Here is a 24986-nt window from a genome sequence, read left to right as displayed (position 1 = left end):
TCTACAGCAGTACCGCCGTCAGTTCGCGCCGTCCCACTGGTCTAGCTGGGTCCGGTTCCCGCTCGCGTTGTGGTATATCGTAATCGTGTCCCGGGCACCCACCCGCCGCTCGTAGGCGTTCCCGCTGCTTAACTGTGCGATATCGCCCCGGCCAATCATCGCGTCGGGCTCCCGGTTCGCCACCTGCGCCCAGGTGACCGTTCTGCTCGGCCCTTCGAATTCGACGTTCCCCGCCTCGAACTCGTCGCCGCGAGCGTGTGTGACGATGAGCAGTTCGTTGTCCTCGACGTAGTCGTAGCTGAAATTCGCCTGCGGGCCACCGCTGTCGTCGTCCTCGATGACGAGGACGTTCAGCCCGACGATAGCCGTCACGAGTAGTGTCAGTCCGATGAGTACGGCGACGCCGATGCCCTCTGTCATTCCGGCTGTGTCAGTGCTGAACCGTCCCATGACCGTCTATCACCCCTAATGTGAGACGGCGTTAAATGCTGTTCGACGGCGAGGGGAAGACACATATCGGTTCAACTCACAGCCACCGGTATGATAGACGAGACTGTCGAGGAGATCTCGGAGATGCAGACCCACAGTTCCTCCGTGGTCGCAGTCAAAGCCGCCCAGGCGCTCCGGGACCTGACTGACAGGGAGTACCCGACGGTCGAGGACTACCTCCGCTCGCTCGACCGGAACAGCAGCGCCCTCCGGCGGGCGAACCCCTCCCATGCCTCCCTCCATACCACTCAGCACAAAATCGTGACCACTGTCTCGGATGCGGACCCCGACGATGTGGCGACTGCCAAGGAACTGACTACCGAGGCTATCGACGACGTTGTCGAGTCGGTGGAGTCGTCGAAAGACCGCGCCGCTGCACGCGCCGTGTCGGAGATCGCTGACGACGACGTGCTGTTGACCCACGACTTCTCCTCGACGGTCCTTGCGGCCATCGACGACGCCATCGAGGCCGGCCACAGCTTCGAGGTGTACGTGACGGAGTCGCGACCACGCTTCCTCGGTCGAAAGATGACCCGCCACCTCTCTGACCGAGACGGCGTCGACGTCACGCTCATCGTCGACAGCGCCGCCGGGCACTTCATGCCAGAGGTCGACCGCGTGCTCGTCGGCATGGACTGCATCGTCGACGACACGCTGTACAACCGCATCGGCACCTATCCGATTGCGACGGCGGCGGCGGACAACGACGTGCCGGTGACGGTCGTCGGGGCCGCCGCGAAGTACGTCGACGGGGCCTTCGCCTTCGAAAACGAGATCCGGTCACCATCTGAGGTACTCCGGGAACCCGCGGAGGGGTTCGAGGTCGCAAACCCGGCCTACGACGCCACGCCGACGCACCTGCTTGATACGGTCGTCACTGACGACGGAATCCACGAGTACTGATACTGTCGGCTGTAAGTCTGTGAAGAATTTCGCCACCCGGGGTGGCGAATATCTTAAAATAGTCACAGCCAACAGTATGAGGCGGACTACTGTTTTCCGCATCCGGCAAGACGAGTCCCCGGCAACGGAAATCGGGGTCGAAGGTTCTTGTTGCTGGCAGTGAAGAAGCCACGTATGGACGACACTGCCCTCCTCCGCCAGACGATCCGTCGGTGTACCGCCGTACTCGTTGCAACGCTCGCCACCCTTGGAGTGAGTCTGCAGAGTTCTTCAGAAGCGGGTTTCTTGCTCATACTGGCCGTCGTCTCAGTGGTGTATCTCGTCGTTGAGTTCATCAAAGTGAATCCGCCCGCTGAGAGTCTTGACGGCTCCTCGTCTACAGAGGATGAGGAGTAATTACGTAGTGGTCCTACCGCTGTTGGACGACGGTGTCACAGTCCGGACACCGGAGCTGTAGACTGTGTTCCGTTGCTTCGGCTGTCCAGTCGCCCGTTACTGCGCTCTCGTGGCCGCAGTTGGGGCAAAACAGCGATGTCTTGGACCGCGTCTGTGGCGGTGGGTCTGAGTCGACCGCGCTAGTGGTATAGATTTCGGTGGAGGTCATCAAGGAAAGGAACGCGCTGTACGCTGAAAAAGGTGTCGGCGAAATGTTTTATTGTTCACGCACAGTGTGGAATTGATATAGTTTTAATCCATAGGAATATGGACGAACGTTCCAAATTTTAGCAATTACATATACATTCGGTCATCCGGCAGTAGGTCGGTATCGGCAGCGTCCAGCCGTTCTGCGAGCGCCTGGTAGTGGGCCTCGATGTTTGCGGCGAAGGCCTCCAGCGGACCGGTGTCGATCTGGATTGCATGGGTCTCTTTCAGCGCGGTGAGCAGTCTGATCGCGGCCGCGGCGTCGGGCGCTTGCGGATGCGTCGGCGTCGTGAACACGCCTGTCGGAAACGACTCATCGATACCTCGGGTGACAAGCTCCGCACTCAATCCGTCGAGGAACCCGTTCCCCATCGGTCTGATGGCGGTGTCGTCGAGATACGTTTCCTGGTACGCCGGCGTTGCGATGTAGAATGGGGCGTGGTCGTCCGGGCCGTGTGCGATGGGGACACCGGTGAGCATCGTCATGTTCGAAGCGTCCAGTTTTTGCCCAGCCGTCACGATTGCCTCAGCGAGCGACCCAGCCTGGGCCGGCGGCACGAACCGCTCACCGACTAAGACGGCAAACGATGCTGCTTCGTCGACATACAGCCGCGTGTGATGTCTCGGCGTTCCGTTCTCGAATGGGGTGATGAACGGCGGTCCCGGCGTCCGCAGATGGCCGACTTCGCGCATCGAATGCTGGTCGGCGAGATAATCGACGGCTGTGAGGCCGGCCAGACCGTACTCCGAGACGCCGACTGCCAGCGTATCGACCGGTGGTCGGTCGTCCGAGAGGACCACCGAGATGTCATCGGAAGACATGTTTTTTCAGACGGGCCGCGCGGGGTAATACTGTCGGCTGTACGTCTGTGAAGAATTTCGCCACCTCGGGGTAGCGGATGTCTTGAAATAGTTACAGCTGACAGTATACGTAGTTCGGGAGGGGAACCCTTTTCTCGGGGCGGTGTCGATTCCATGGCATGCGTTTTGGCCCTGTCTGGCCCTTGCAGACACCCACTCCGACACCGACCGAAACCGCGACCGAAGTGGCTACCGACATCGGTGGGCTGTTGCCCTTCGATATTCCGATGTGGGTGGTGAACATCGGGGAGTCCCTGATCGTCGTCGGGCTGGCAATCGTCGTTTCAAGGCTTCTCGTCCGCCTACTCGGGCGACGTGTCGCCCAGCAGTTCCGGCGGCCAAGTCTCACCCGAACGGCACTGCGCGGCATCCGTGCCAGTGTGTATATCTTCGCGTTGTTGACCATTCTGAACATCTACGGCTTGCGGCTAACGGATATCGGTCTGTCCGTCGCTATCTTCTCGGCCGTGGTTGGTGTCGTGCTCGCCCCGATCCTCGGCAGTTACATCTCCGGCATGTTCCTGCTGGCCGACCAGCCCTACGAGATCGGTGATATGATCGAACTCGCCGACACTGGCCAGCGAGGCTTCGTCGAGGACATCACGCTCAGACACACGAAGATGTTCACGCTCGACAATACGTTTCTCGTCATCCCCAACGGGGAGATCCGCCAGCGGGACGTTATCAATTACTCGGCGGAGGACTCACGGACACGGCTGTCACTCGACGTCCTAGTCACGTACGAGAGTGACATCGCCGCCGCGCGGACCCTCATCGAAGCGGCGGCTCGGGAAGTTGACAACGTTATCTCCGGCGGGCCGGACATCCGCGTCGGCGCGGCTCGATACCCCGCCTCGCCGACTGTGTACATCAACAACTTCGCAGACCACGGCGTGTTGCTGACGCTCCGGTACTGGGTGACTGAACCGTACAAACTGCTCGCCGCACGTTCGATGGTCCAGACGAACGTCTGGCGACGGCTCGAAGACGCAAACGTCGAAATCGCCTACCCGCACTCGCACCTGTACTTCGACGACACCAGCGGGGAGATGAACGTCTCACTCAACGACGGACTGAGCGGACTGAACAACGGTGGCCGGAGCCACACGGCCACCGGTGACTCTCCCGTCCCGCCGCGTCAGGACCCCGACGACCTCGCCGACGAGTGACGGCTAGACGGGGCATCCGGCTCGACGGTGACGATTTCGCAGTCGAGTTCCTCGCGAAGGAACTGTTCGACATCGGGGTCGTCAACCAACCGCCGGATCATCTGTCGCCAGCGACTCGCCTGTTTGCTCCCGATGACGACAATGTCGGCGTCCTGTGCGGCGACCTCATCGAGAATCGTCTCTTCGACGAGCATCCCCGACCGGACGACGTACCGCGTCCGCGGGACGTGGCCGAACGACTGCTCGACGGCACGTTTGAGTTCCGTCCGGTCGACCCGGTGGCTGTTCTGGTAGAGATTAACGTGTAAGACGGTGAGGTCCGCGTCCTCCTCGTCGGCGATCTGAATGGCCTCCGCAAGCGTGGCTCGGGAGTTCTCCGAGAGCGGGTATCTGACTGGGACGACGACCTGTGGCATCGGCGAGATGTACCGTGCCGAGGTTTAAATCGCTAGCGACGAGTGAGTCGCCCGTCGACGGTCGGGGCGATATCCGTCTGGCGGACGTAATCGGCCAGCGCCTCGTACTGCACGTCGGCGACGCTGACACGGTGGGACTCGGTCAGGACCGGGAACTCAAGCTCCGTGTAGTAGAGGTAGTTGCTCGTCGCGAGCGTGTACGTTTCGGTGTCGCGGACCGGTCGCCCATCGACCCACAGGCGCTCGATAGTCTGTGCGTCGTCGTTCCAGACCAGTTCGACGCCGCTGAGGTGGGCGTGCCACCAGTCCGGTTCCCCGAACGCGACCTGTCGCCCGCTGCCCTGTCGACACAGCGTCCGAAGCTCCGCCCCGGTCAGTTCGGCGACGGTCAGTGGTTCCTCGAAGGGGACGATGGAAACCATATCGGCGACCGTCAGCGCCCCGTCCAGCGGAACGGTGTCGCTCCGGAGTCCACCGCTGTTCTGGAGGCCCACGTCCGCGCCTGTCGCCCACCGGTACGCGTCCGCGACGAGGTTGCCGAGTCGGCACTCGCCGCCGTAGGTCGTCGCCTGGCTCCGGACCAGCGGTTCTTCGATGTACCCGACGACCTCGTCGAGTCCCGCCGCGGTGAGTCGGTCTTCGATAGCCTCCGCAACGCGGTCGTCGAGAGGGCCGTCGGCTGTTTCGCGGAACTGCGCAGTCGGTTCCGGTCCGTCGAGGTCCACCTCGACGACGGCCTTGCCGTTAGCTCCCGGTCTAGTGAGTAGCGTGCCGGCAACGCGGTCGATGCGGCGCTCGTGGACGTGCCCGCCGAGAATCACGTCCACGTCGCAGGTGCGAGCCAGTTCTTCGTCGGTACGGCCCAGATGTGACAGCACGACGATGCTCTCGGCCCCATCTTCCCGAAGTGCTGTGGCAGCTTCGGCGACGGCCTCGATAGGGTCCGTGAACGTCAGCGTCGTCGCCTGTGGGTTGGCCGACGCTGTGTCGGGGCTCGTTACACCGACGAAACCAATCTGGTGCCCGTCGACGGTTTGACTCGCCGACGGCCGAGTCAATCGCCGGGCGAACCGCGCACCGTCCTGTGCAACGTTTGCCGTCAGCCACGTCTGCGGAGACCTGGCGATGATGTCCCGCGTCGCGTCGAGTCCGTGGTCGAAATCGTGGTTTCCCAGAGTCTCGAACGCGGGCGTCAGCGCGGTAAAGAGGTCGAGCGACTGTTCGCCGTCGGTAACCAGCGACAGCACTCCCGGACCGGTGTTGTCCCCCGTGCCGACCACCAGCGCATCCGGACCGTCAGCAGCGGCGACTGTCCCCGCAAACCGTCCGATTCGCTCGGGTGTATCGTACGCTTTCTCCACGTCGGAGTACTGAATGATTCGGGGACTCACACCCACAGTGCAGGGGAACCAGCCACTAATGGTTTCCGCAGTGATTTAGCCACTGGCCCGTCATGAGTACGTATGGACGCATTCGAAGGTCCCGACGGCGAGACGCTGTACGTCGACAGGAGCGACGGCGACATCGGCACGAAAGGCGCGTTTCACGTCGTCTACCGCGACGCCGACCGCGAGCGGCGCTGGGGCTACTTCTGTAGCAACTGTGAGACGTTCAACAACGCGATGGACTCGATGGGCCGCATCCGCTGTAACGACTGCTCGAACCTCCGCAAGGCTGAGGAGTGGGACGCGGCCCACGAGTAACAGTCGGGTCCGGGTGACAGACCCGTGCTGTTCCGCGTTTTTCGACGGCTGTGTCGCCGGCCGAACTGTCAGCCACATAGCTAGTGGGAACGTTTATCAGATAGCCGGTGGTACTGACTCTCAGATGGGGGCCGTTACCACATCACTCGACGAGCAGGCCCGGTCGATATTCGACGACCTCGGATACACCGTGTCGCGCACTGGCACCGAACTGCGAGCGGAACGCGACTGGCGCGTCGTCACTGTCTCAGTGCTCGACTCGCAGGACCCGATACCCGAGAGCGGCGACTTGCGCTGTTTCGTCACACGAACGGGCGAGGCAACGCACCTCAGCCGCCGTCTCACTCGACGAGACGTATCCTATGACTGGGCTGTCATCGGTATTACCGAGGACGGTGACTACGAGGTGGTCCGTCACCCCGGCGACACAACAATGTCGGCTGACGCCAACACTTAGGGGGCTCTCCGTCCACCATCCGGCGTGCAAGTCGGTGTCATCAATCGAGCGCTCGAACAGCTAGTCACGAATGTCGTCGACGCGCTCCCGCGTCTCATAACTGGGTTCGTCTTTCTCGTAATCGCCGCAGTGGGCATCAAAGCCATCATGGTCGTCGTCCGGGCGGTTCTGAAGCGGTCGCTGCCCGGCGAGTCACCCGTCTATCGACAGTTTCTCGGGGTCATCGTGCTCGTGTTCCTGTGGTTCGGCGTGGCGCTATCCTTCCTCTCTATCGTCGGCCTGACCGCCATCGCCGCGTCGCTGGGCACGGCGACCGGCTTCCTCGCGCTCGGCGTCTCCTACGCGCTCTCGGAGATGATCAAGGACGCCGTCGCTGGCGTCTACCTCCTCCGCGACCCCGACTTCAACCCAGGCGACACGATCACAGCCGGCGACACCACCGGTGAGGTGGCCGCCATCGAACTCCGGAAGACGCGGTTCCGGGTCGACGGCGATACTGTCGTCAGGGCTAACGCGGCCATCGAAGAACGCTGGACGAAAGTCGATTCCGAGGCCTGAGCGGGCCGAGGCCCGCGCTATCCCGTCACACATGGAGTTTAAGCGTATTGCCGTCGTACTCGGCGTATGTTCGTCGGGCACGCGCTGTTCGCGTTCGCCCTCGGAGGCCTCGCCGCGTGGTGGCTTGGACTCTCCCGCGAGCGTGCGGTCCAGTTGGGCGTCATCGCTGGCCTGTTCGCCGCGGTTCCCGACGTCGACATCGTCTACGCCCCCTTCGGGCTGCTCGTCGGAGCCGCCGAGAATCTGACGGCGGACGGCTTCTGGGAGACCGCGAACGTCGTCCACCGCGGGCCGACGCACTCGCTCCTGCTGGGGGCGGCACTCGCTGTCGCGGCCGGTCTCTGGGCGACCGAATCACGGCCCGCCCGAATTGCATCGCTGGCAATCGGCGTCGCAGCGACTGTTCTCACAGGCGTACTCAGCGGCCCCATCGCAGGACTCGTGATGCTCGTGTTCGTCCTGGCCGTGCTCGGTGTCGCCACGGTCGCACAGTCCCGCGATATCAGCCCCCGAACGGTGGCCGGGCTGGCCCTACTTGGACTGCTCACCCACCCGTTCGGTGACCTCTTCACTGGCGGCCCGCCCCCGTTCTTCTACCCCTTCGACGTGACACTCGTCGCCGAGCGGGTGATACTCCACCCCGACCCGACCACGCACCTCCTGGCGGCGTTCGCTATCGAACTGGCGACGGTCTGGCTCGCCGTGTGGACCTACGTCCACCTCCGTGGATACACGCTGACCGAACTCGTCCGCCCCCGGGCAGCGCTGGGAATCGGCTACGGGGCGGCCGTCCTGTTCTTGCCCGCACCGACGCTCGAACGGTCGGCGCACTTCGTGTTCAGCGTCCTCGCACTGGGCGTCGTCGGAGCGCCGACCCGGCCGTTCAGTGACGGCGTCGACTGGCTGGAGACCGTCGTGACGGGGCTGGCGGCGGTGACCATCGCTGCGCTCGCGTATGCCATGGCGTATGGCGCTATCTGAACAGCCCACGCCGCCGGCATCGGTCGATAGGGTTTTTCGAGTCGCGGCTCACCTGACACTATGAGCCGAGACGTAGCGCGGTTGCTCCGGGACAGGCGCGTCAACGCCCTCGCGGCGTGGTGCATCGTCGCCATGCTCGCCGCCGTTTCTGTGACGAGTGCTGTTCAGGCCGACGTGCTGTGGGCCGGGTTCGCGGCTGCCGTCGCGGCACTGGCGCTGTTTCCGCCGGTTCTATTGCGTAACCGGGACGCCATGCTCCCCTGGGAAATCCTCCTGCTGGCGGCACTGCCCGTCGTCGGTCGCCTGTTTGCGACGCTCTCGATGACCGGTAATCTCGCGACCTACCTCTCGGTCGCCGCCATCGCGCTCATCCTCGCCGTCGAACTCCAGCTCTTTACCCCCGTCCGGATGACGCCCCGGTTCGCCGTCGTCTTCGTCGCCATCACCACGATGGCCACCGCCGGCGTCTGGGCGGTCGTCCGCTGGGTGGCCGACCAGTTCTTCGGGACCACCTTCATCCTCGATCCGACGGTGTCAGAACACGTCATCGAGGAAGCGGTGATGTGGGAGTTCGTCGCGTCGACCATCGCCGGTATCGGCGCTGGCGTGGTTTTCGCGTACTACGTCCGACAGCAGGCCGGGACCAGTCGCGTCCCCGAGGAGGTCCAGCCGGACGTATGAAGGTCCGTGACCGCCTCCGAATCAGTCCGGCGACACAACAACTGCTCTCGCGAGCCCTGTCACTCGCACTCATCGGGCTCCTGGCGGTCGGTATCGAGCGGGGCAACGTCGGCATCATCGTCAATTCGGGCGTCGCAATCCTCGTCACACAACTCCCGGCGCTGCTGGAACGGGACTACGGCATCACGCTCGACCCCGCGCTGACGCTGTGGATTACGTCGGCGGCGTTCTTTCACGCACTCGGAACTGTCGGATTGCCTGGGTCCGAAGAGAACTTCTACGTCACCATCTGGTGGTGGGACCACTTCACCCACGCCCTCTCGTCGTCGGTCGTCGCCGCGGTCGGATACACGACGGTCCGTGCGCTCGACGAGCACACCGACGAGATATCGATTCCCTCGCGGTTCATGTTCGTGTTCCTCCTCCTGTTCGTGATGGCCTTCGGCGTGCTCTGGGAGGTCATCGAGTTCTCGATTACGCTCGCCGCGTCGGCGACCGGGAACGACACGATTCTGACACAGTTCGGTCTCAGCGACACGATGCTCGACCTCGTGTTCGACGCTATCGGTGCCATCATCGTGGCAATCTGGGGGACCGCACACCTCACCGGCGTGGTCGGTCACGTCGAGACGTTGCTCGACCGGCAGTCTCAGTGACCTGTCCGTACTTTTATGACATGGACGTGTGAATCAATCTCACGCATATGGTTTTCAAGAAAATCACGCTGATCGGGACCAGTTCGGAAAGCTTCGACAAAGCCGCTGACGACGCCATCGAACGCGCGGAGGCGACACTTGACAATCTCAAGTGGGTCGAGGTGGAGGAACTCGGCGTCGAGATCGCCGGCGTCGAGGGCCGCGAGTACCAGGCCGAAGTCGTCGTGGCGTTCGAACTCGAAGAGTAGCTACGTCCGGAAGGACTCGCCACAACCGCATTCGCTGACCACGTTCGGGTTCTGGACGTGGAACCCGGCCCCCTGCAGGCCGCCCTCGTAGTCCAGTACCGACCCCTCGATGTAGTCGATGCTGGCGTCGTCGACGAACACGCGGAGCCCGTTTCGCTCGAACACTTCGTCGTCTTCCTCAGGTGCGTGTTCGAATCGCATCCCGTAGGAGAGTCCGGCACAGCCGCCCTGCTGGACGTACAGGCGAAGCCCGGATTCTTCGACGTCCATTCCCTCGCTTTCGAGGAGGTCCAGTGCCTCGCCCGCTGCCTGCTCGGTGACGGCTACGTCCTCGCCTCCGAGGTTCGGATCGCCGTCGTCCGCTGTGCTGCTCATACACTTACGTGGACGCCCGAACGTGTTAACAGTGACGCCGATAGGACCGCTCGGAGGGATACGTCCTGAGTTGACCTGCGAGAAAGTCCCAGGAACCGCTTTACTCCTCGAACCGTTTGCGGACGCTCTCGGCGTGGGCTTCCAGCCCTTCGGCTTCGGCGAGAGTCGTGATCGTGTCCGAAATATCGCTCAGCGAGTCCTCCGAGAGGCGCTGGACAGTCGTCGACCGGACGAACGTGTCTACGGAGAGACCGCCGGTGACCCGCGCGTTGCCGCCGGTCGGCAAGACGTGGTTCGTCCCGGTCGCGTAGTCGCCGGCTGCAACGGGGCTGTACGGGCCGAGGAACACGGACCCGGCGGAGGGAATCCGTTCGAGGAGCGATTCGTCGTCAGCGGCCTGAATCGAGAGGTGTTCGGCGGCGTACTCCTCGGCGAAGAGGACGGCTTCGCTCATCGAACGAGCGAGGAGGACGCCAGATGTGTCGTTGTCCAGTGCGGCGCGGATGACTGCCTCGCGCTCCCGGCCGTCAGCCTGCTCGTCAACGGCATCGACGACCTGCTCGGCGAGGTCCGCGTCGTCGGTGACGGCGACGACAGAGGCGTTCTCGTCGTGTTCGGCCTGTGCAACGAGGTCTGCCGCGACCAGTTTCGGGTCCGCGTCGCCGTCGGCGACGACCATAACTTCGGAGGGGCCGGCCAAGAAGTCGATTGCCACGTCGCCACGGACCTCGGCCTTCGCCGCTGTGACCCAGCGGTTGCCGGGGCCGACGACGATGTCCGTCGCGCTGACCGTCTCGGTCCCGTAGGCCAGCGCCGCGATGGCCTGTGCGCCGCCGACCTGGTAGACGGCGTCAGCGCCAGCGACGTGGATGGCGGCCAGCGTGACGGGGTTGACCTCCTCGGCTGGCGGGGTGGCGACGGCGACGTGCTCGACGCCGGCGACCTTCGCCGGGATGACGCCCATCAGCGCGCTGGAGGGGTACGCCGCCGTGCCGCCGGGCGCGTACACGCCGGCGCTGTCAAGCGGGCGGTACCGACGACCGAGTTCCCGCCCCTCGAAATCGTCGCGCCAGTCCTCGGGAACCTGCCGCTCGTGGAACGCGCGGATGTTCGCCGCGGCGTCCTCGATAGCGTCGCACACGTCGTCGTCGATTTCCTCGTAGGCTCGCTCGGCGGCGTCCGTGATGTCGATGTTGCCCACCGACACGTCGTCGAACTCCTCGGCGAAGCGCCGGAGCGCCACGTCGCCCTCCTCGTGGACTGCCGAGACGATATCGCGCACGTCGTCTCTGACGGCGTCGACGCCGGCGTCGCGGTCGAAGAAAGCGGCCCGCTCGTCGGGCCCCAGGTCGGCTATCGTCCGTACGTTCATACCCCTGGTTCGGGACGGGGCAAAAAACGGGTTTCCCTTCTCGTCAGCGTTTTCCGGCACTCGGACATACACCGCCTATGGCCTCACTCGACGACCACCGTCGCCGGACGACCGACCTCCCTCCGGCGACGACCGAGTATTTCGCGCCCGAACTGGCGACTATTGATAGCTATCTGGAGACCGTCCCACCAACTATCGACACGGCGGCCGGCGACGCCGCAGTCGGCCCAATACACACCATCCCGTGGTTCTACGTGGCCGACCTGACTGGCTGGCGCGGCGGCACGCTCGCCCGGCTGCTGGCTGCAGAGCGAGACGCCGTCTGCTACGAACTCTCGGCTGGCGCTGCGGACGCGCTTCCGGCCCTGTGGTCTCTCATCGACGAGAGCGGCGACGGTCCCGTCGTGCTCCATCTGGAACTCCAGGGCGAGGGCGGGCGGATTGTGCGCACGCTTCGGGAGGCGCTCCGGCGCGGCTACGAGCACGTTCCAGACGGCTGGGACGAGCCGGTGCGCGGCGAACCGGCGAACTTCCACGTCGTCTTCACCGACACGAACCCCTCGAAGCGCCTGTCTGTACCACTGCCCGCTGCAACCACGCCCACCACTGGTGCTGTCCTCTCGTATGCGCCGCGCCGGAGTATGCTCCCGGAACGGCCCGACGGGACGACCGTCCTCTCGGACCCGCCAGCGCTGCACGACCGCGAGGCCGAACTGGAGGGGTTCCTGCTGGCTGCGCTGGCTGGCTACGGTGACGACGACGCCAGACAGCAGTACGTCGACAACGCCGTCGAAATTCTGTCGATAACCCATTCGCTCATCGGGAAGCGTGACCTGCTGTTCGACGTGTCGCCGCGACTGGCGCTAAAATACGGGTCGCTCTTGGACAGGCTTTCAGTCGGTGCGACGACAGAGCGACTCGGTCAGGACGTGCTCGGGCAAGTGCCACAGAGTCCCGGGAGCGAGGATATTCGGGCAACGCTTCGGGACCTGCTGCCGAAATAGGTGGCCGAGATGGCGGTTGTAGCGCCGTCCGCGCGCTCAGTTCGCGTCGCTGACGATTTTGATGACCGCTCCCTCCTCAAGTTCCGTCTCATCGCTGATGCGCCGGTTCTCGCGGGCGTCGACGGCGTGGATGTACCCGTCGCCGATGTCCGAGTGGACGGCGTAGGCGAGGTCTTTGGGCGTTGCGCCCTGGCGCAGCAGGAACGCGTCGGGGAGGACGTTCTCCTGGCCGTCGGTCCAGTGCGTTTCGTTCTGGACGGGGTAGGCCGTCAGATGGTTGAGCAGGTCGTAGACGGCGGTGTCAAGGGAGCCCTGGACGCCGGTGCCGCCGTACTCCTCCATGACGCCGCGGATGCGGTTCAGCCCCTCGCGTTGCTGGTCGCTCACGTCGCCGACAATGTCGAAGTCCGGGTCGCCCGGGTCGTAGTCGATGACCCCGGCCTGCGCGGCGTTGCGTAGCGCGAGTTCGCCGTCGGCCGTCACGGGCACGACCACGTCGGCGGCCTCCTGCAGGGCCTCGATGTTCCCCTCGGGGGCGATGTCGGCCTTGTTCGCGACGACGACGAGCGGCTTCGTCCGCTGGCGGATCTCTGTCGCCAGCGCCTCGCGGTGCTCGTCGGTCCAGGCGATGGGGTCCTCTGGGTACTCCAGGTCCCGCAGCGTCCGCGCCACGTCGAGTTCGGAGGCCCCGACACCGGCCAGCATATCCACGAGCGACTCGTCGAGTTTGAAATCCGGCGAGCGGGACTGCCGTTCGATGGACTCCCAGTTGCGCTCGACGATGCTGGCGAGCCACAGATCCATCTCCTCCTCGACGAAGTGGACGTCCTCAACGGGGTCGTGTTCACCGACCTCGACCGGTTCGCCCTCGGCGTCAGTCCCGCCGGAGGCGTCGACGACGTTGAGAATCACGTCGGCGGTCGACAGCTCGTCGAGGAACTGGTTCCCGAGGCCGCGACCCTCGTGTGCGCCGGGGACGAGGCCGGCCACGTCGATGAGCTCCACCGGGACGTAGCGCTTGCCGTCTCGGCAGTTGTCGTCGCCACAGCGCTCCTCTCGGTCGAGACAGGGGCACTCCGTTCGGACGTGGCTGACGCCGCGGTTGGCGTCGATGGTCGTGAACGGGTAGTTTCCGACGTCGACGTCGGCCATCGTGGCCGCCTTGTAGAAAGTAGACTTGCCGGCGTTCGGCTTCCCGGCCAGCGCGATAGAGAGCATGCCAGGACCTACCAGTGGCCGCCGAAAGGGGGTTTCGGTTCGCGGCCCTACAGGCTGACCCGCTCGCCGCGGTCGTCACTTTGTTCGATGGCGTCGAGGACTCGCTGTGCGGCGAGGCCGTCGGCGAAGGACGGCTCCTGTTGCCTGCCATCGGCCACGGCCGAGAGGAACTCGTAATTCTCGTGGACGAACGTGTGCTCCCAGCCGATGACGTGGCCGGGGGGCCACCAGTGGTCGACGTAGGGGTCGTCTTCGTCGGTGATAAGCACCTGCTGGAAGCCGCGGTCACCCTCGGTGAGCACCTGCAGTTCGTTCAGCCGTTCGAGGTCGAACTTGATTGCGCCCTTCGACCCCTCGATTTCGATGGTGTGAGCGTTTTTGTGGCCGTTGGCGACCCGCGATGCTTCGAGCGTTCCCATCGCGCCGCTGTCGAAAGCAATCTGTGCGCTGTAGGCGTCATCGACGGTCACCGGGCGCGTCTCGTCGCTCCCCTCTACGGGGCGTTCTTCGGTAAACGTCCGGAGGTGACCGCTCACGTCCGTTATCTCGCCGGCGGCGTCGCCGAGCAGGAACCGGGCTAGATCGACCGTGTGCGACCCGAGGTCGCCGAGCGCCCCGCTGCCAGCCATCTCCTCGTCGTTGCGCCAGGACCACGGCGCGTCGGGATCGACCAGCCAGTCCTGGAGGTACTGCCCGCGGAAGTGGTGAATCTCGCCGAGTTCGCCGTCGGCGATGAGCCCCTTCGCGTACTGGATGGCCGGGACGAAGCGGTAGTTGAACGCCGCGCCCGCGGGCACGCTGGCGTCCGCGGCGGTCTCGGCCATTTCTTCGGCCATATCGAGCGTGGGCGCGAGCGGTTTCTCACAGAACGTCGGCGTCCCGGCCTCCAGCGCTGCGATAGACGGTTCGGCGTGGACGTGGTTCGGGCCGAGGTTGTAGAACACGTCCACCTCGTCGACGACGTCCTGCCAGTCGGTCGCGGTCCGGTCGAAGCCGAACTGGTCGGCCGCGTCGGCCAGCGCGTCCTCGTCGCGGCCGACGAGCACGTCCTTGTTGACGGCGGGCGCTTCGGGGAAGAACATGGGCAGGCGGTCCAGCGCGTTTGCGTGGGCCTTGCCCATGAAGCGGTAGCCGAGCATACCGATATCGAGGGTCATAGCCGGCTGTTCACTCGGAGCCGAAATAACGCTCATGGTGACGGCAGGGCAGCGGGCCGCCCCGAGGGAAAAGCCAAAACCGGATGCCCGTGTTGATACTCCATGGCCACTGAAACGACCGTTCGTATCGAGGATATCATGTCGACGCCGTTAGAGACGATTTCTGCCGACGAAACCGTCAAAGCGGCCGCGACGCAGATGCAAGCGCAGAACATCAACGGCATCTTCGTGCCGGGGGCAGAGGCGGGTATCATCACCACCACCGACATCGTTGATGCCGTCGCAAGCGGGAAGGACCTCTCGTCGGCGACCGTCGGCGACGTGATGACGTCGCCGGTCGAGCGGGTGACGACCTCTCTCGAACTCGGCGAGGCCGCCGCGATGATGACGACCTACGACATCAAGCACCTCCCCGTCATCGACGAGCATCAGGACTACGTCGGCATGGTGTCGTCGACGGATATCACGCAAGCACTCTCCTGAACGCGGCTGTTCTCCAGCGGACTTCCGACAGTCAGATGAAGTCGTCAAGACCGGACGCATCACCGTCGTTGTCACCCGTTCCGGGCAGCGCGTCAGCGATAGCCGAGGTAAACGAGCCGAGGCCGCGCGTCTGATACCAGACCGTTCCGGGGCCGGTGAAATCCATCACGAGGCCCTCGCCGCTGAGCAGCGTCGACTTCAGCCCGCCGACGCGGTGGGCGTCAAAGTTGACTGACTCCTCCCAGGCGACGACGTGGTCGTTGTCGATTGTGTAGGACTCGCCGGCGTCGAGTTCGACGGTTTCCAGCCCGCCGAAGGCCTCGATGAGGACGTTTCCGGTCCTTTCAGCGCCAGCGGCGTGATGCTCGCGCCGGCCAGCATCGACTTGATGCCGCCGAACTCCGAATCGATGTCGATATCCGGGTCGGCTGCGAGGAACGCCCCGTCGACGGCGTACAGCGTCTCGCCAGTGAGTTCGTGATGGTGTACGTCACCGGGCGTGGGCGGCGCGAGGGTCAGGGTGCCCGAACCGCCCTGCGCGGTGAACTCGTTCGCTAGGAGCGACTCACCGCCGAGCATCGACTTCGCGGAGCTGAGGAGGCCGTCCCGGCTGGTCGTCGTCTCGATCTCGATGGTCGGCGAGTGGCTGACCATCGCGCCGGGTTCCGCGAGTATCGATTCGCCGCTGTCGAGCGCAACGCGGACGTGCGTGTACGAGGGCTTGTGTGTGAGTTCGATGTCCATAAGTGTCACTGGATACGGTAGTCCAGTCGTAGTATCACACAGACACTATATAAGCGTAAGTGCCAGAAACGGTCGTGCTGGTGGCCGTATCGGCTACTCCGCCCAGTAGGCGTCGCCGGGCTGGGTCTCGAAGACGGTGCGGTCGAGCACGTCGACGGCCTTCTCCAGTCCCTCGCGTGCGCTAGTGAGTGAGTCCTCGTGTTCGATGGAGAGCGCACCGTCGTAGCCGACCATCCGCAGCGTCGACACCACGTCTTTCCAGTGGGACTCGTCGTGGCCGTAGCCGATAGAGCGGAACAGCCACGACCGGTCCGCTTCGTCTGTGTACGGCGCTGTGTCTAGCACACCCTTCTCCCGGGCGTTTGACTCGTACACCTTCGTGTCCTTGGCGTGGAAGTGGTGGATGGCGTCGTGCTCGCCGAGCAGGCGGATGGCCTCGGTCACATCGATGCCCTGCCAGTATAGATGCGACGGGTCGAAGTTCGCGCCGATTCGGTCGTTCGTCCGCCTGCGGAGTTCGAGCAGCCCGCGGGGTTCGTACACCAGCATATTGGGATGCATCTCGATGGCGATGTCCACGTCGTGTGCGCCGGCGTGGGCCGCGAGGTCCGACCAGTACTCGTCGGCGACGCGCCACTGGTACTCGTGGGCGTCGGCGTGTTCGGTCGGCCACGGCGCGGTGATCCAGTTCGGCACCTCGTCGTTCGGGCCGCCGGCAGGCAGGCCAGAGAACCCCGTAACGGTGTTCACGTCGAGCTGGTCGGCCAGCCGGATCGCTTCCCGGAGTTCCCGGTCGGCCTCGGCGGCCTGGTCGTCGTCGGGATGGAGCGGATTGTTGTGGGTCGCCAGCGCGCTCACCCGGAGGTCGTGTTCGTCTAAAAGCGCCTCGAGTTCGGCCTGTTTCTCCTCGTTGTCGAGATACGCCTGCCGGTCGAGGTGGTCGTCGCCGGGGAAGCCGCCACACCCCAGTTCGACCGCGTCGACGCCTAAGTCGCTGAGATACGCCAGCGTGTCGTCGAGTGACTGTCCGCCCAGCGGGACCGTCAGTACACCAATGTCCATGCGCGGCGATACAGCCGGTGTCGAAAAAAGCGTACTGCCGTCGCTCCGGCCTCGCTATCCAGCCCACAAGCAGTACAGACCAGAGGCGGACCGCGACAGACCGCGGCGTAAAGGATTAACGCCGGGAGTGCGGTGGTACTGTCATGATTGTGGCCGTACTCGGAACCGGACAGCGGGGGCGGGATGTCGCACAGCGATGTGTCCGTGCGGGCCACGAAGTGCGTCTTCGGGGAACGGATGCGTCGGACGTGATGGACCGGGTCGACGAGATCCGGCGCGCATTCAACAGGGACCTCTCGGCCGGTATCGACGGAACCACCGGACTCGAAAGCGCCGTCAGCGGCAGCGGTATCGTCATCGACGCGACCGACGGTGGGACGGACAGCCACCGAGAAGTGGTCGCCGAAACTGAGACGATGGTCGAGGATGAGACGCTCATCGCCGTCAGCGACACGTCGCTGTCGGTGACCGCAGTCGCGACCGGCCTGCGGAGCCCGGACCGGGCCGTCGGCCTCAACCTCGTTGACCCGCCGGACGGCGCTATTGTCGAGGTGGTCATCGCCGAACAGACGACGGCGGCGACCCGCGACCGAGTCACCGACTTCGTCGAGAGCCTGGACGCGTCGCCGGTCGTCGTCCGCGACACGCCGGGATTTGCCGCGCTACGCCTCGAACTCGCTACCATTGCCGAAGCCGTTCGGATGGTCGAGGACGGCGTCGCGGGGATTCGAGATATCGACCGCACGTTCGAGCGTGGCGATTCAGACCGCGACGGGCCACTCGTCCGGGCCGACCGCCACGGGCTGGAAACAGTGCTAACCGCGCTCGAAGACCTCGCCGACCGGCTCGACGAGCGGTTCGAACCACCAGCGTTGCTCCGCCGGAAGGTCGAGGACGGACAGCGAGGCGCTGTCACCGGCGAGGGGTTCTACGTCTGGGAGGAGGGTACCCCGACGGCCGGTGCCGACCCGGACCCGGACGTCCCAACGCGAGATAGCGAGCCCGAGTTCAGATGAGCCAGTCGAACCGCCCTCCGGTCGAACCGGATGGAGATGACGACGAATTTGCGGCCCTGTTCGACGAACTTCAGGAGCTGGAACAGCTCGTCGACTCCGAAGACGAGCGACGGCAGGTCCGGGACGCGATGCGCGCGGCCGCGGATTCCCAGGACCACGAGCCAGCGACCTTCGGCCGGGTCGTCTGGGGCTTCGGCCGGTCCGACCTCGCGGAGGCGCTGCTCGGCTCGCTGCTGTTCGGGATTCCCATGGCTGTCGAGGGCGGGACAGTCGACGCCGGGCTACACATCGCCCAGCACCCGCTGTATCTCGCCGCGACAGTCGCTATCGCTGTCGGGCTAGTCATCTCCATTCTGTACGTGGCCGAGTTTCAGGACGTTCGGGTGGCGAACCCGATTTTCGGATTCATCCCGCGGCGACTCGTCGGCGTCACCGGGACGGCACTCGTCGTCTCCGTCGCGCTGCTTACTGGCTGGGGGCTGGTCGAGTGGTCGACCGAGCCTGCGGTCGTCTACGAGTCGGCCTGCATCTGTGCCGTGGCGTTCGTCCCCATGGCAATCGGCGCTGCGCTCGGGGACATCCTGCCCGGGAACTAGGGCCATGGCAGTCACTCGCGGTGGCGGTCGCGTTTGGCAATCGTTAAAAGCCGCGGTCGGATACGGAGTGGTATGAGCGAGAGCCAACAGAAACAGGCGCGCAAGTGCGTCTCGTGTGGCATCAACATCGCCGGCACGAACGCCGCCGCGTTCAAGTGCCCGGACTGTGGACAGCAGATCTACCGCTGTGCCACCTGCCGGAAGCAGAGCAACCTCTACAAATGCCCGGACTGCGGCTTCATGGGGCCATAACAATGGGGAAAGTAGCAGCCAAGATCAAGGTCATGCCGGAAAGCCCCGAAGTCGACCTCGACGACCTGCAGGAGCGTCTCGAGGGCGTGCTTCCGGAAGGAACGAAGATCAACGGGTTCGAGCGCGAGGACGTCGCGTTCGGCCTCGTCGCGCTGACGCCGACAGTCATCGTCCCTGACGACACCGGCGGGACGGAAGCCGTCGAAGAGGCCTTTGCGAACGTCGATGACGTCGAGTCGGTCTCCGTCGAGAGCACCGGCCGCCTGTAATCGACTCACCGCTGTAGTTTTCCACTCGGGTCTGTAGCGACTGCAAGAGCGTGACCAGCGACGGTCGCGGAACGCACGTTTTATTAGGGCGACCGGATTAGCGAGGAGCAAGAATGCCTAGTTCAAACGGACCCCTCGAAGGAACACGAGACAAGCTCAAGAACAAGCCCCGCGACCGCGGCACCTCGCCGCCACAGCGCGCCGTCGAAGAGTTCGACGACGGCGAGAAAGTCCACCTCAAGATCGACCCGTCAGTGCCGAACGGCCGCTTCCACCCGCGGTTCGACGGCCAGACCGGAACCGTCGAAGGGAAGCAGGGTGACGCGTACAAGGTCGACATCGTCGACGGTGGCAAGGCGAAGACCATCATCGTCACCGCTGCGCACCTGCGCCGGCAAGAATGACGATATTCAAAGAGAAGGTCAGTGAGGAGTTCCTGACGGTCGCGGAGACCAAGGAGATACTCGAAGACCTCGAGATGGAGCGGGCGGCCGAGGAGGACCGCGAGATGCGCTACGAGCTCAAGCGGGCTATCGAGCACGTCAACCGCTTTGCCGTCCTCGACCCCGAGGAGTCGCTGCAGCTGGTCGAAGACCTCGAAGAACTCGAAAAGGTCGACACGCCGACGGCCTACAAGATCGCGAACCTGCGGCCGCTGGACCGCGACGAGCTCCGCGCCGTGTTCGCCAAGGAGCGGTACACGCTCGATGGCGACGAACTCGACGAGATTCTCAACATCGTCAAGCAGTACGCGTAGCGAGGACAATCGTCAGTTCGGCTCTTCGCCGCTCTATCCCTACTTTCACGGACGACCAGCTACGCGGTCGAGATCTAGTTTCCGCTGCCGCTGGACCGAAGCGAAAATAGCGACGGCGCTCCGTGTCGCGGTTCGGGGCATCCACCGGCATTAAGTGTGCTGTGGTCGTACTGCCTGGCATGACTGAATCGGAGAGCGGCGGCGACTCTATGATGGCGGCTGTCCTCGATGTCCTCCCACACGGGCGGCCCGGAGACGACCGGCCACAGCACCAGAAGGAGCCGCTCGCGTACGCGCTCGACGTCGAGGAGTTCTACATTTACGAGCTCCAGCTCGACGACAAGGACGTTGATATTGCATTCGGTGACCGCGTCGACCTGACGGAGTTCGGCCGCGTGACGGAAGTCGAGTTCGAGGATATCCCGAGCGGTGCCCGCTCGGAGCTTGACTACGCCGTCGAGGAAATCGTCGAAGCGAACGAACAGCGGTTCGTCGACTTCTACAACGACGCCCAGCCGATCACGCTGCGGCTCCACCAGCTGAACCTCCTGCCGGGTATCGGGAAGAAGCTCCGGAACACGCTTCTCGACGAGCGGAAGCGAAAGCCTTTCGAGAGCTTTGAAGACCTCGAAGAGCGCGTCAGCGGCCTCCACAGCCCCAAAGAGACACTTGTCGAGCGGATACTCGAAGAGCTACAGGACGACGACCTGAAGTACCGGCTGTTCGTCCGGCGCGAGGAGCAGTCCTCGTAACACTGTCGGCTGCAAGCAGCGAAGCTGACAGCCACCAGTATAAGGCGACCCTTTTCTACCGCGACCCGCTACGGCTCGCTAATGACTACGACCGAGACTGGGACTCGGGACCCCGACGCACTCGTCCGGCGGGCGGGCAAACGGGCCGATACCCGAAAGGACCAGCACTTCCTCGTCGACGACCGGGTACTGGACCGCATTCCGGCGTACGCAACGGACGCGGATGTTGACCTTTCGCACGTGCTAGAGATCGGCGCGGGACCGGGTGCACTGACGGATCGCTTGCTCGCAACCGCTGAGACGGTGACCGCAATCGAACGCGACCCGGACTTCGCGGCCCACCTCCGCGAGGAGTTCGCCGAAGAGATCGCAGCGGACCGCCTCACCGTTGTCGAGGGCGACGCGCTCGACGTTGACCTGCCGGATTTCACCGCCAGTATCTCGAATCTGCCTTATGGCGCGTCATCGGAGGTAGCCTTCCGACTGCTGCCCGAGCAGCGTCCGCTCCTGTTGATGTTCCAGCAGGAGTTCGCCGAGCGGATGGCCGCCGACCCGGCGACGGACGACTACGGGCGGCTCTCGGTCACGGCGGGCCACTACGCCGACGTGGAAGTCGTCGAGACGGTCCCGCCGGAAGCGTTCGACCCGCAACCCCGCGTCACGAGCGCGCTCGTCCGAACCACGCCGCGAAAGCCTGACTACACCGTCCCCAGCGACGACTTCTTCATGGACTTCCTGAAGGCGGTGTTCACCCAGCGCCGGAAGACGATGCGCAACGCCGTCCGAAACACGGCCCACATCTCCGGGCTGGGCGACCCCGACGCGGTAGTCGAGGCCGCCGACGAGGATCTGATGAGCGCCCGTGCCGGGAAGCTCACGCCGGGCGACTTCGCCACGCTGGCGACACTCGCCTACGATGTCGGCGAGCCGGAGGCCTGAGATGGGTGAGGACACGGACGGCCGGGATGCGGCCGACGGAGACAACGGCGCCGGTAACCGCCCCTCGCTGGCTGACCAGCGGGGCGTAGAGTCGGTGTACCAGCCGGCTGAGGACTCGGACCTGCTGGCCCGAACGGCCCGCGAGCGAGTCGATGCGGGCGATACCGTCCTCGACGTGGGAACGGGCTCCGGCTACGTCGCCGCGACACTCGCCGACGCCGGGGCGCGGGCGGTCGGCGTCGACGTAAGCCCGCTGGCCTGCCGAGAGGCGGCCGATAACGGCGTCCCGGTCGTTCGCGGCGACCTCGTCGAGCCGTTCGATGCAGACACGTTCGACCTCGTGGCGTTCAATCCACCTTATTTGCCGACGCCGTCCGAACAGGAGTGGGACGACTGGATGGAACACGCGCTGTCGGGCGGCGACGACGGTCGCCGACTCGTCGACCCGTTTCTCGAAACCGTCGAGCGCGTGCTAGCTCCGGCCGGCGAAGCGCTCATGCTCGTCAGCAGTCTCACGGACCCCGAGGCGGTGCGAGAATACGCGGGCGAATACGGCCTGGCGAGCGAACAGCTTGCGAGTGAGAAACACCCATACGAAGCGCTCGTCGTCCTGCGATTCTATCGCGATTGATTACTGTTGTGCATTTTATCGAATAGGAAATATTAAAGCCCGTCATTTCCTACTCCACGGCAATGACACAGGTAATCGCCACGACCCCTGGGCTCTTTCCGCTCCCGGACTGGGCCAAGGACGAACTGGCAGATCTGAAAGGCCATCAGAAGACCGACCTCATCTCGGGCGACGAGTCCGGCGAGGTCGTCGCGGCCTACGACCAAGCGCGCGAGGAAGTCATCTCCATCCAGCAGGACGCCGGGCTCGACCGCGTCGTCGAGGGCCAGTTCCGCTGGGATGATATGCTCGCGCACCCGCTCGCGGTCCACGACAATGTGGAGACCAAAGGTATCGTCCGCTACTACGACAACAACAACTTCTACCGAGAGCCGGTCGTGCAGGGCGACCTCGGTGCTGACGGCGGCGACGTCGCCGCAGACCTCGGTGCCGCAGCCGACCACGTCGACGACGGCCTGCAGGCTGTGCTCCCTGGCCCGTACTCGCTTGCGGACCTGGCGACCGACGAGCACTACGGCGACGACGCCGAGTTCCTCGACGCCATCGCCGACTTCCTCGCCGAGGAAGTGACCGCGTTCTCCGATATTGAGACGCTGTTCCTGCTTGAGCCGTCGCTCGTCGAGAACACGCCCGCCGACGGCGAGGACGAACGTGCTGCCGAGGCAATCGACGCCGTCGCCTCGGCCGCCGACGCCGATGTCGTCGCCCACACCTACTGGGGCGCAATCGAGGAGAAGGCCTACGCGCACCTGATGGACGCTGACGTGGATGCCATCGGCTTCGACCTCGTTGCGAACCACGACCAGACCGTCTACAACGTGCAGGAGTACGGCACCAAGGACGACGTGGCGCTTGGCGTCGTCGACGGCCAGAACACGCTGGTCGAGGCCCCCGAGACGATTCGGGACCGCATCGACTGGTTCGAACAGCAGACCAACACCGCCTACGACACCGTCTACGCGACGGCGAACACGGAAACGTTCTATCTCCCGGTGAACAAGTTCGAAGACAAGCTCGAAGCGCTCGCAAACGCCGCGGGTCTGGAGGCGGCGGAGGCATAACGATGACAGGACCACGAGACCAGTTCAAACCGGCGGACCACCCGAACGACCACTTCCTGCTGACGACCGTCGTCGGCTCCTACCCCAAGCCCAAGTGGCACGACCGTGCCCGCGAGCTGTTCGAGGATGAGGACGCCGACTTCGGCGAGGACGAGTGGGAGGAATCGAAAGACGACGCCTCGCGGCTCATCACCCACGAGCACGAACGTGCAGGCCTCGATGTCATCTGTGACGGCGAGATGCGCCGCAACGAGATGGTGGAGTACTTCGCCCACCGCATCGACGGCTACGAGTTCAACGGCCGTGTGAAGGTGTGGGGCCACAACTACTTCGACAAGCCCAGCGTCGCCGACGAGGTCGAGTACGGCGAGCAGTGGCTCGTCGAGGAGTTCGAGTTCACCGACGAGGTCGCCGAGCGGCCGGTCAAGGTCCCGATTACGGGACCGTACACGCTGGCGAACTGGTCGTTCAACGAAGTGTACGACAGCGAGGAGCAACTGGCCTACGAGCTGGCCGACCTCGTCAACGAGGAGATCGAGGCGCTGGTCGAGGCCGGCGCTCGCTACATCCAGATCGACGAGCCAGCGCTGGCGACGACGCCGGACGACCACGCCATCGTCGGTGAGTGTCTGGAACGCATCGTCGACGAGATCCCCGACGACGTGCGGCTCGGCCTGCACGTCTGTTACGGCGACTACTCGCGCATCTACCCCGAGATTCTGGACTACCCGGTCCACGAGTACGACCTGGAACTCGCCAACGGCGACTACGACCAGCTCGACGTGTTCAAAGAGCACGAGTTCACGAAGGACTTCGCGATGGGCGTCCTAGACGCACACACCGCCGAAGTAGAGTCCGTCGAGGAGATCAAGGAGAACATCAAGAAGGGGCTGGAGGTCGTCCCGCCGGAGCGACTCACCGTTTCGCCGGACTGCGGCGTGAAGCTCCTGCCCCGCGAGGTCGCCCGCGGCAAGATGGAGAACATGGTGCAGGCGGCTCGCGAAATCGAAGAAGAGCTGGACGCCGGCGAGATTGACGTTGTTGCGAGTGGTGCGGAAGCGCACGCAGACGATTGAATCGGTGAGCGGTCTCAGCCGCGAACCGTCAATCATCCGGGCAGCGGACGACTCGCGCGGTTTGAGCGACCAGCGGAAGCGAAAACTGCGAGACGTGAGCGGCGAACGGGGTGAGCCGCGAACAGCGAGAGGCCGAACGTAGTGAGGGCTCTCGAATAGCGAGCGGGGAGAGCGAGGCGCACTGCGCCTCGAAAATGAACGGCGGAGCCGTGAACGTAGCGACCCGCGAGCAGCGCGGTTGGAGCGGTCAACAGGAGTCCAAATGCGGCGTGGACGCGACTACCCGTATTTTCGACGAAGGTGGGCTGCGATTTCGGCAGCTATCGAATATTCTCAGGCGCACCGGTCACGGAACCGGCAAATGTAGCGGACACGTATGCGACCATCCCCGGTGCGGGATCGAGCAAGACATGTGGAACTTCTGGCCAGCGAGCCCTCGAACAGGTCATCACGGGAAT

General features: G+C 64.4%; 33 protein-coding genes and 1 pseudogene. 23 read left to right on the top strand and 11 right to left on the bottom strand.

Annotated elements, in window-relative coordinates:
• Nucleotides 1-18: 18 nt before the first annotated feature.
• Complete coding sequence (locus tag AV929_RS12750) at nucleotides 19-450, bottom strand: type IV pilin (protein ID WP_023843188.1); 432 nt, start codon at nucleotides 448-450, stop codon at nucleotides 19-21.
• 90 nt (nucleotides 451-540) lie between these two features.
• Here AV929_RS12750 and AV929_RS12745 point away from each other — a divergent pair, with 90 nt between their 5' ends.
• Complete coding sequence (locus AV929_RS12745; protein WP_064288437.1) at nucleotides 541-1392, top strand: translation initiation factor eIF-2B; 852 nt, start codon at nucleotides 541-543, stop codon at nucleotides 1390-1392.
• Nucleotides 1393-1566: 174 nt separating this feature from the next.
• The gene (locus AV929_RS12740) at nucleotides 1567-1788 is read left to right on the top strand and encodes a hypothetical protein (RefSeq protein ID WP_014039935.1); all 222 of its coding nucleotides are present in this window, start codon (nucleotides 1567-1569) and stop codon (nucleotides 1786-1788) included.
• A gap of 13 nt (nucleotides 1789-1801) precedes the next feature.
• Here the strand turns inward: AV929_RS12740 and AV929_RS12735 are convergent, their stop codons facing one another.
• Nucleotides 1802-1996 (bottom strand): hypothetical protein, encoded by a 195-nt coding sequence (locus tag AV929_RS12735; protein ID WP_014039934.1) that lies wholly within the window; start codon nucleotides 1994-1996, stop codon nucleotides 1802-1804.
• A gap of 125 nt (nucleotides 1997-2121) precedes the next feature.
• Nucleotides 2122-2856 carry a proteasome assembly chaperone family protein gene (locus tag AV929_RS12730; RefSeq protein ID WP_064288436.1) on the bottom strand — a complete coding sequence of 245 codons (735 nt, stop codon included), beginning with the start codon at nucleotides 2854-2856 and terminating at the stop codon, nucleotides 2122-2124.
• A 158-nt stretch (nucleotides 2857-3014) separates the two neighbouring features.
• Here AV929_RS12730 and AV929_RS12725 point away from each other — a divergent pair, with 158 nt between their 5' ends.
• Nucleotides 3015-4064 carry a mechanosensitive ion channel family protein gene (locus tag AV929_RS12725; protein ID WP_064288435.1) on the top strand — a complete coding sequence of 350 codons (1050 nt, stop codon included), beginning with the start codon at nucleotides 3015-3017 and terminating at the stop codon, nucleotides 4062-4064.
• Here AV929_RS12725 and AV929_RS12720 read toward each other — a convergent pair.
• Together AV929_RS12720 and AV929_RS12715 are read right to left on the bottom strand one after the other, a co-directional pair.
• Nucleotides 4034-4480, bottom strand: coding sequence for a universal stress protein (locus AV929_RS12720; protein WP_050006865.1), 447 nt, complete (start codon nucleotides 4478-4480; stop codon nucleotides 4034-4036). The genes AV929_RS12725 and AV929_RS12720 overlap by 31 nt on opposite strands.
• A 32-nt stretch (nucleotides 4481-4512) precedes the next feature.
• The gene (locus AV929_RS12715) at nucleotides 4513-5871 is read right to left on the bottom strand and encodes a bifunctional UDP-sugar hydrolase/5'-nucleotidase (RefSeq protein ID WP_064288434.1); all 1359 of its coding nucleotides are present in this window, start codon (nucleotides 5869-5871) and stop codon (nucleotides 4513-4515) included.
• A gap of 72 nt (nucleotides 5872-5943) precedes the next feature.
• Here AV929_RS12715 and AV929_RS12710 point away from each other — a divergent pair, with 72 nt between their 5' ends.
• The 7 genes from AV929_RS12710 to AV929_RS12680 all read left to right on the top strand — a co-directional run bounded on the left by AV929_RS12710 (nucleotide 5944) and on the right by AV929_RS12680 (nucleotide 9764).
• A complete protein-coding gene (locus AV929_RS12710; RefSeq protein ID WP_064288433.1) occupies nucleotides 5944-6183 on the top strand; it encodes a DUF5816 domain-containing protein in 240 nt (79 codons plus the stop codon).
• Between the two features lie 124 nt (nucleotides 6184-6307).
• Nucleotides 6308-6640, top strand: a complete 333-nt coding sequence (locus tag AV929_RS12705; RefSeq protein ID WP_050006866.1) for a hypothetical protein — start codon at nucleotides 6308-6310, stop codon at nucleotides 6638-6640.
• 24 nt (nucleotides 6641-6664) lie between these two features.
• Entirely contained in the window at nucleotides 6665-7198 is a 534-nt protein-coding gene (locus AV929_RS12700) for a mechanosensitive ion channel domain-containing protein (protein ID WP_014039927.1), read from the top strand.
• Between the two features lie 66 nt (nucleotides 7199-7264).
• Entirely contained in the window at nucleotides 7265-8179 is a 915-nt protein-coding gene (locus tag AV929_RS12695) for a metal-dependent hydrolase (RefSeq protein WP_050037771.1), read from the top strand.
• 60 nt (nucleotides 8180-8239) lie between these two features.
• Nucleotides 8240-8860 carry a hypothetical protein gene (locus tag AV929_RS12690; RefSeq protein WP_064288432.1) on the top strand — a complete coding sequence of 207 codons (621 nt, stop codon included), beginning with the start codon at nucleotides 8240-8242 and terminating at the stop codon, nucleotides 8858-8860.
• The gene (locus tag AV929_RS12685) at nucleotides 8857-9516 is read left to right on the top strand and encodes a hypothetical protein (protein WP_014039924.1); all 660 of its coding nucleotides are present in this window, start codon (nucleotides 8857-8859) and stop codon (nucleotides 9514-9516) included. Before AV929_RS12690 ends, AV929_RS12685 begins: the two co-directional genes overlap by 4 nt.
• Nucleotides 9517-9563: 47 nt before the next feature.
• Complete coding sequence (locus AV929_RS12680; RefSeq protein ID WP_004593332.1) at nucleotides 9564-9764, top strand: dodecin; 201 nt, start codon at nucleotides 9564-9566, stop codon at nucleotides 9762-9764.
• Here the strand turns inward: AV929_RS12680 and AV929_RS12675 are convergent, their stop codons facing one another.
• On the bottom strand, nucleotides 9765-10139 hold the full coding sequence (locus AV929_RS12675; RefSeq protein WP_004516609.1) for an iron-sulfur cluster assembly accessory protein: 375 nt from the start codon (nucleotides 10137-10139) through the stop codon (nucleotides 9765-9767). It abuts the gene before it with no gap.
• Nucleotides 10140-10239: 100 nt separating this feature from the next.
• Nucleotides 10240-11511, bottom strand: a complete 1272-nt coding sequence (gene hisD, locus AV929_RS12670) for a histidinol dehydrogenase (RefSeq protein ID WP_064288431.1) — start codon at nucleotides 11509-11511, stop codon at nucleotides 10240-10242.
• Nucleotides 11512-11588: 77 nt separating this feature from the next.
• Between hisD and AV929_RS12665 the strand changes: the two genes are divergently transcribed.
• The gene (locus AV929_RS12665) at nucleotides 11589-12515 is read left to right on the top strand and encodes a hypothetical protein (protein WP_050006868.1); all 927 of its coding nucleotides are present in this window, start codon (nucleotides 11589-11591) and stop codon (nucleotides 12513-12515) included.
• 36 nt (nucleotides 12516-12551) lie between these two features.
• Here the strand turns inward: AV929_RS12665 and AV929_RS12660 are convergent, their stop codons facing one another.
• Both AV929_RS12660 and AV929_RS12655 read right to left on the bottom strand, forming a co-directional pair.
• Nucleotides 12552-13733, bottom strand: coding sequence for a redox-regulated ATPase YchF (locus AV929_RS12660; protein ID WP_064288430.1), 1182 nt, complete (start codon nucleotides 13731-13733; stop codon nucleotides 12552-12554).
• Between the two features lie 47 nt (nucleotides 13734-13780).
• A complete protein-coding gene (locus tag AV929_RS12655; RefSeq protein WP_064288507.1) occupies nucleotides 13781-14890 on the bottom strand; it encodes a Gfo/Idh/MocA family protein in 1110 nt (369 codons plus the stop codon).
• 102 nt (nucleotides 14891-14992) lie between these two features.
• Here AV929_RS12655 and AV929_RS12650 point away from each other — a divergent pair, with 102 nt between their 5' ends.
• Nucleotides 14993-15373 (top strand): cyclic nucleotide-binding/CBS domain-containing protein, encoded by a 381-nt coding sequence (locus AV929_RS12650; RefSeq protein WP_004962786.1) that lies wholly within the window; start codon nucleotides 14993-14995, stop codon nucleotides 15371-15373.
• A gap of 31 nt (nucleotides 15374-15404) precedes the next feature.
• Here AV929_RS12650 and AV929_RS12645 read toward each other — a convergent pair.
• Nucleotides 15405-16117 (bottom strand): annotated as a pseudogene (locus tag AV929_RS12645) (TIGR00266 family protein).
• A gap of 93 nt (nucleotides 16118-16210) precedes the next feature.
• A complete protein-coding gene (locus AV929_RS12640; protein WP_064288429.1) occupies nucleotides 16211-17179 on the bottom strand; it encodes a sugar phosphate isomerase/epimerase in 969 nt (322 codons plus the stop codon).
• A gap of 143 nt (nucleotides 17180-17322) precedes the next feature.
• Between AV929_RS12640 and AV929_RS12635 the strand changes: the two genes are divergently transcribed.
• The 11 genes from AV929_RS12635 to AV929_RS12585 all read left to right on the top strand — a co-directional run bounded on the left by AV929_RS12635 (nucleotide 17323) and on the right by AV929_RS12585 (nucleotide 24528).
• The gene (locus AV929_RS12635; RefSeq protein ID WP_064288428.1) at nucleotides 17323-18195 is read left to right on the top strand and encodes a 3-hydroxyacyl-CoA dehydrogenase family protein; all 873 of its coding nucleotides are present in this window, start codon (nucleotides 17323-17325) and stop codon (nucleotides 18193-18195) included.
• Nucleotides 18192-18791 carry a hypothetical protein gene (locus AV929_RS12630; RefSeq protein WP_014039916.1) on the top strand — a complete coding sequence of 200 codons (600 nt, stop codon included), beginning with the start codon at nucleotides 18192-18194 and terminating at the stop codon, nucleotides 18789-18791. The genes AV929_RS12635 and AV929_RS12630 overlap by 4 nt, the downstream gene beginning before the upstream one ends.
• Before the next feature lie 72 nt (nucleotides 18792-18863).
• Nucleotides 18864-19043, top strand: coding sequence for an HVO_2753 family zinc finger protein (locus tag AV929_RS12625; RefSeq protein ID WP_004516620.1), 180 nt, complete (start codon nucleotides 18864-18866; stop codon nucleotides 19041-19043).
• A gap of 2 nt (nucleotides 19044-19045) precedes the next feature.
• Nucleotides 19046-19312: an elongation factor 1-beta gene (locus AV929_RS12620; RefSeq protein ID WP_004593354.1), complete on the top strand. Its 267-nt coding sequence runs from the start codon at nucleotides 19046-19048 to the stop codon at nucleotides 19310-19312.
• Between the two features lie 113 nt (nucleotides 19313-19425).
• Nucleotides 19426-19716 carry a 50S ribosomal protein L21e gene (locus AV929_RS12615; RefSeq protein WP_004593356.1) on the top strand — a complete coding sequence of 97 codons (291 nt, stop codon included), beginning with the start codon at nucleotides 19426-19428 and terminating at the stop codon, nucleotides 19714-19716.
• Nucleotides 19713-20069: an RNA polymerase Rpb4 family protein gene (locus AV929_RS12610; RefSeq protein WP_008310086.1), complete on the top strand. Its 357-nt coding sequence runs from the start codon at nucleotides 19713-19715 to the stop codon at nucleotides 20067-20069. Before AV929_RS12615 ends, AV929_RS12610 begins: the two co-directional genes overlap by 4 nt.
• Nucleotides 20070-20248: 179 nt before the next feature.
• Nucleotides 20249-20821: a DUF655 domain-containing protein gene (locus AV929_RS12605; protein WP_008310088.1), complete on the top strand. Its 573-nt coding sequence runs from the start codon at nucleotides 20249-20251 to the stop codon at nucleotides 20819-20821.
• Nucleotides 20822-20902: 81 nt separating this feature from the next.
• A complete protein-coding gene (locus tag AV929_RS12600) occupies nucleotides 20903-21760 on the top strand; it encodes a 16S ribosomal RNA methyltransferase A (protein ID WP_064288427.1) in 858 nt (285 codons plus the stop codon).
• A 1-nt stretch (nucleotide 21761) separates the two neighbouring features.
• Entirely contained in the window at nucleotides 21762-22391 is a 630-nt protein-coding gene (locus tag AV929_RS12595; protein WP_064288426.1) for a HemK2/MTQ2 family protein methyltransferase, read from the top strand.
• Between the two features lie 62 nt (nucleotides 22392-22453).
• Entirely contained in the window at nucleotides 22454-23452 is a 999-nt protein-coding gene (locus AV929_RS12590; protein WP_014039912.1) for a methionine synthase vitamin-B12 independent, read from the top strand.
• Between the two features lie 2 nt (nucleotides 23453-23454).
• Nucleotides 23455-24528 (top strand): methionine synthase, encoded by a 1074-nt coding sequence (locus tag AV929_RS12585; RefSeq protein ID WP_064288425.1) that lies wholly within the window; start codon nucleotides 23455-23457, stop codon nucleotides 24526-24528.
• The last annotated feature ends 458 nt before the right edge of the window (nucleotides 24529-24986 follow it).

It is taken from the genome of Haloarcula sp. K1, assembly GCF_001647155.1.
Taxonomy (GTDB): Archaea; Halobacteriota; Halobacteria; order Halobacteriales; family Haloarculaceae; genus Haloarcula; species Haloarcula hispanica.
This window is presented reverse-complemented; position numbering and strand designations above follow the sequence as displayed.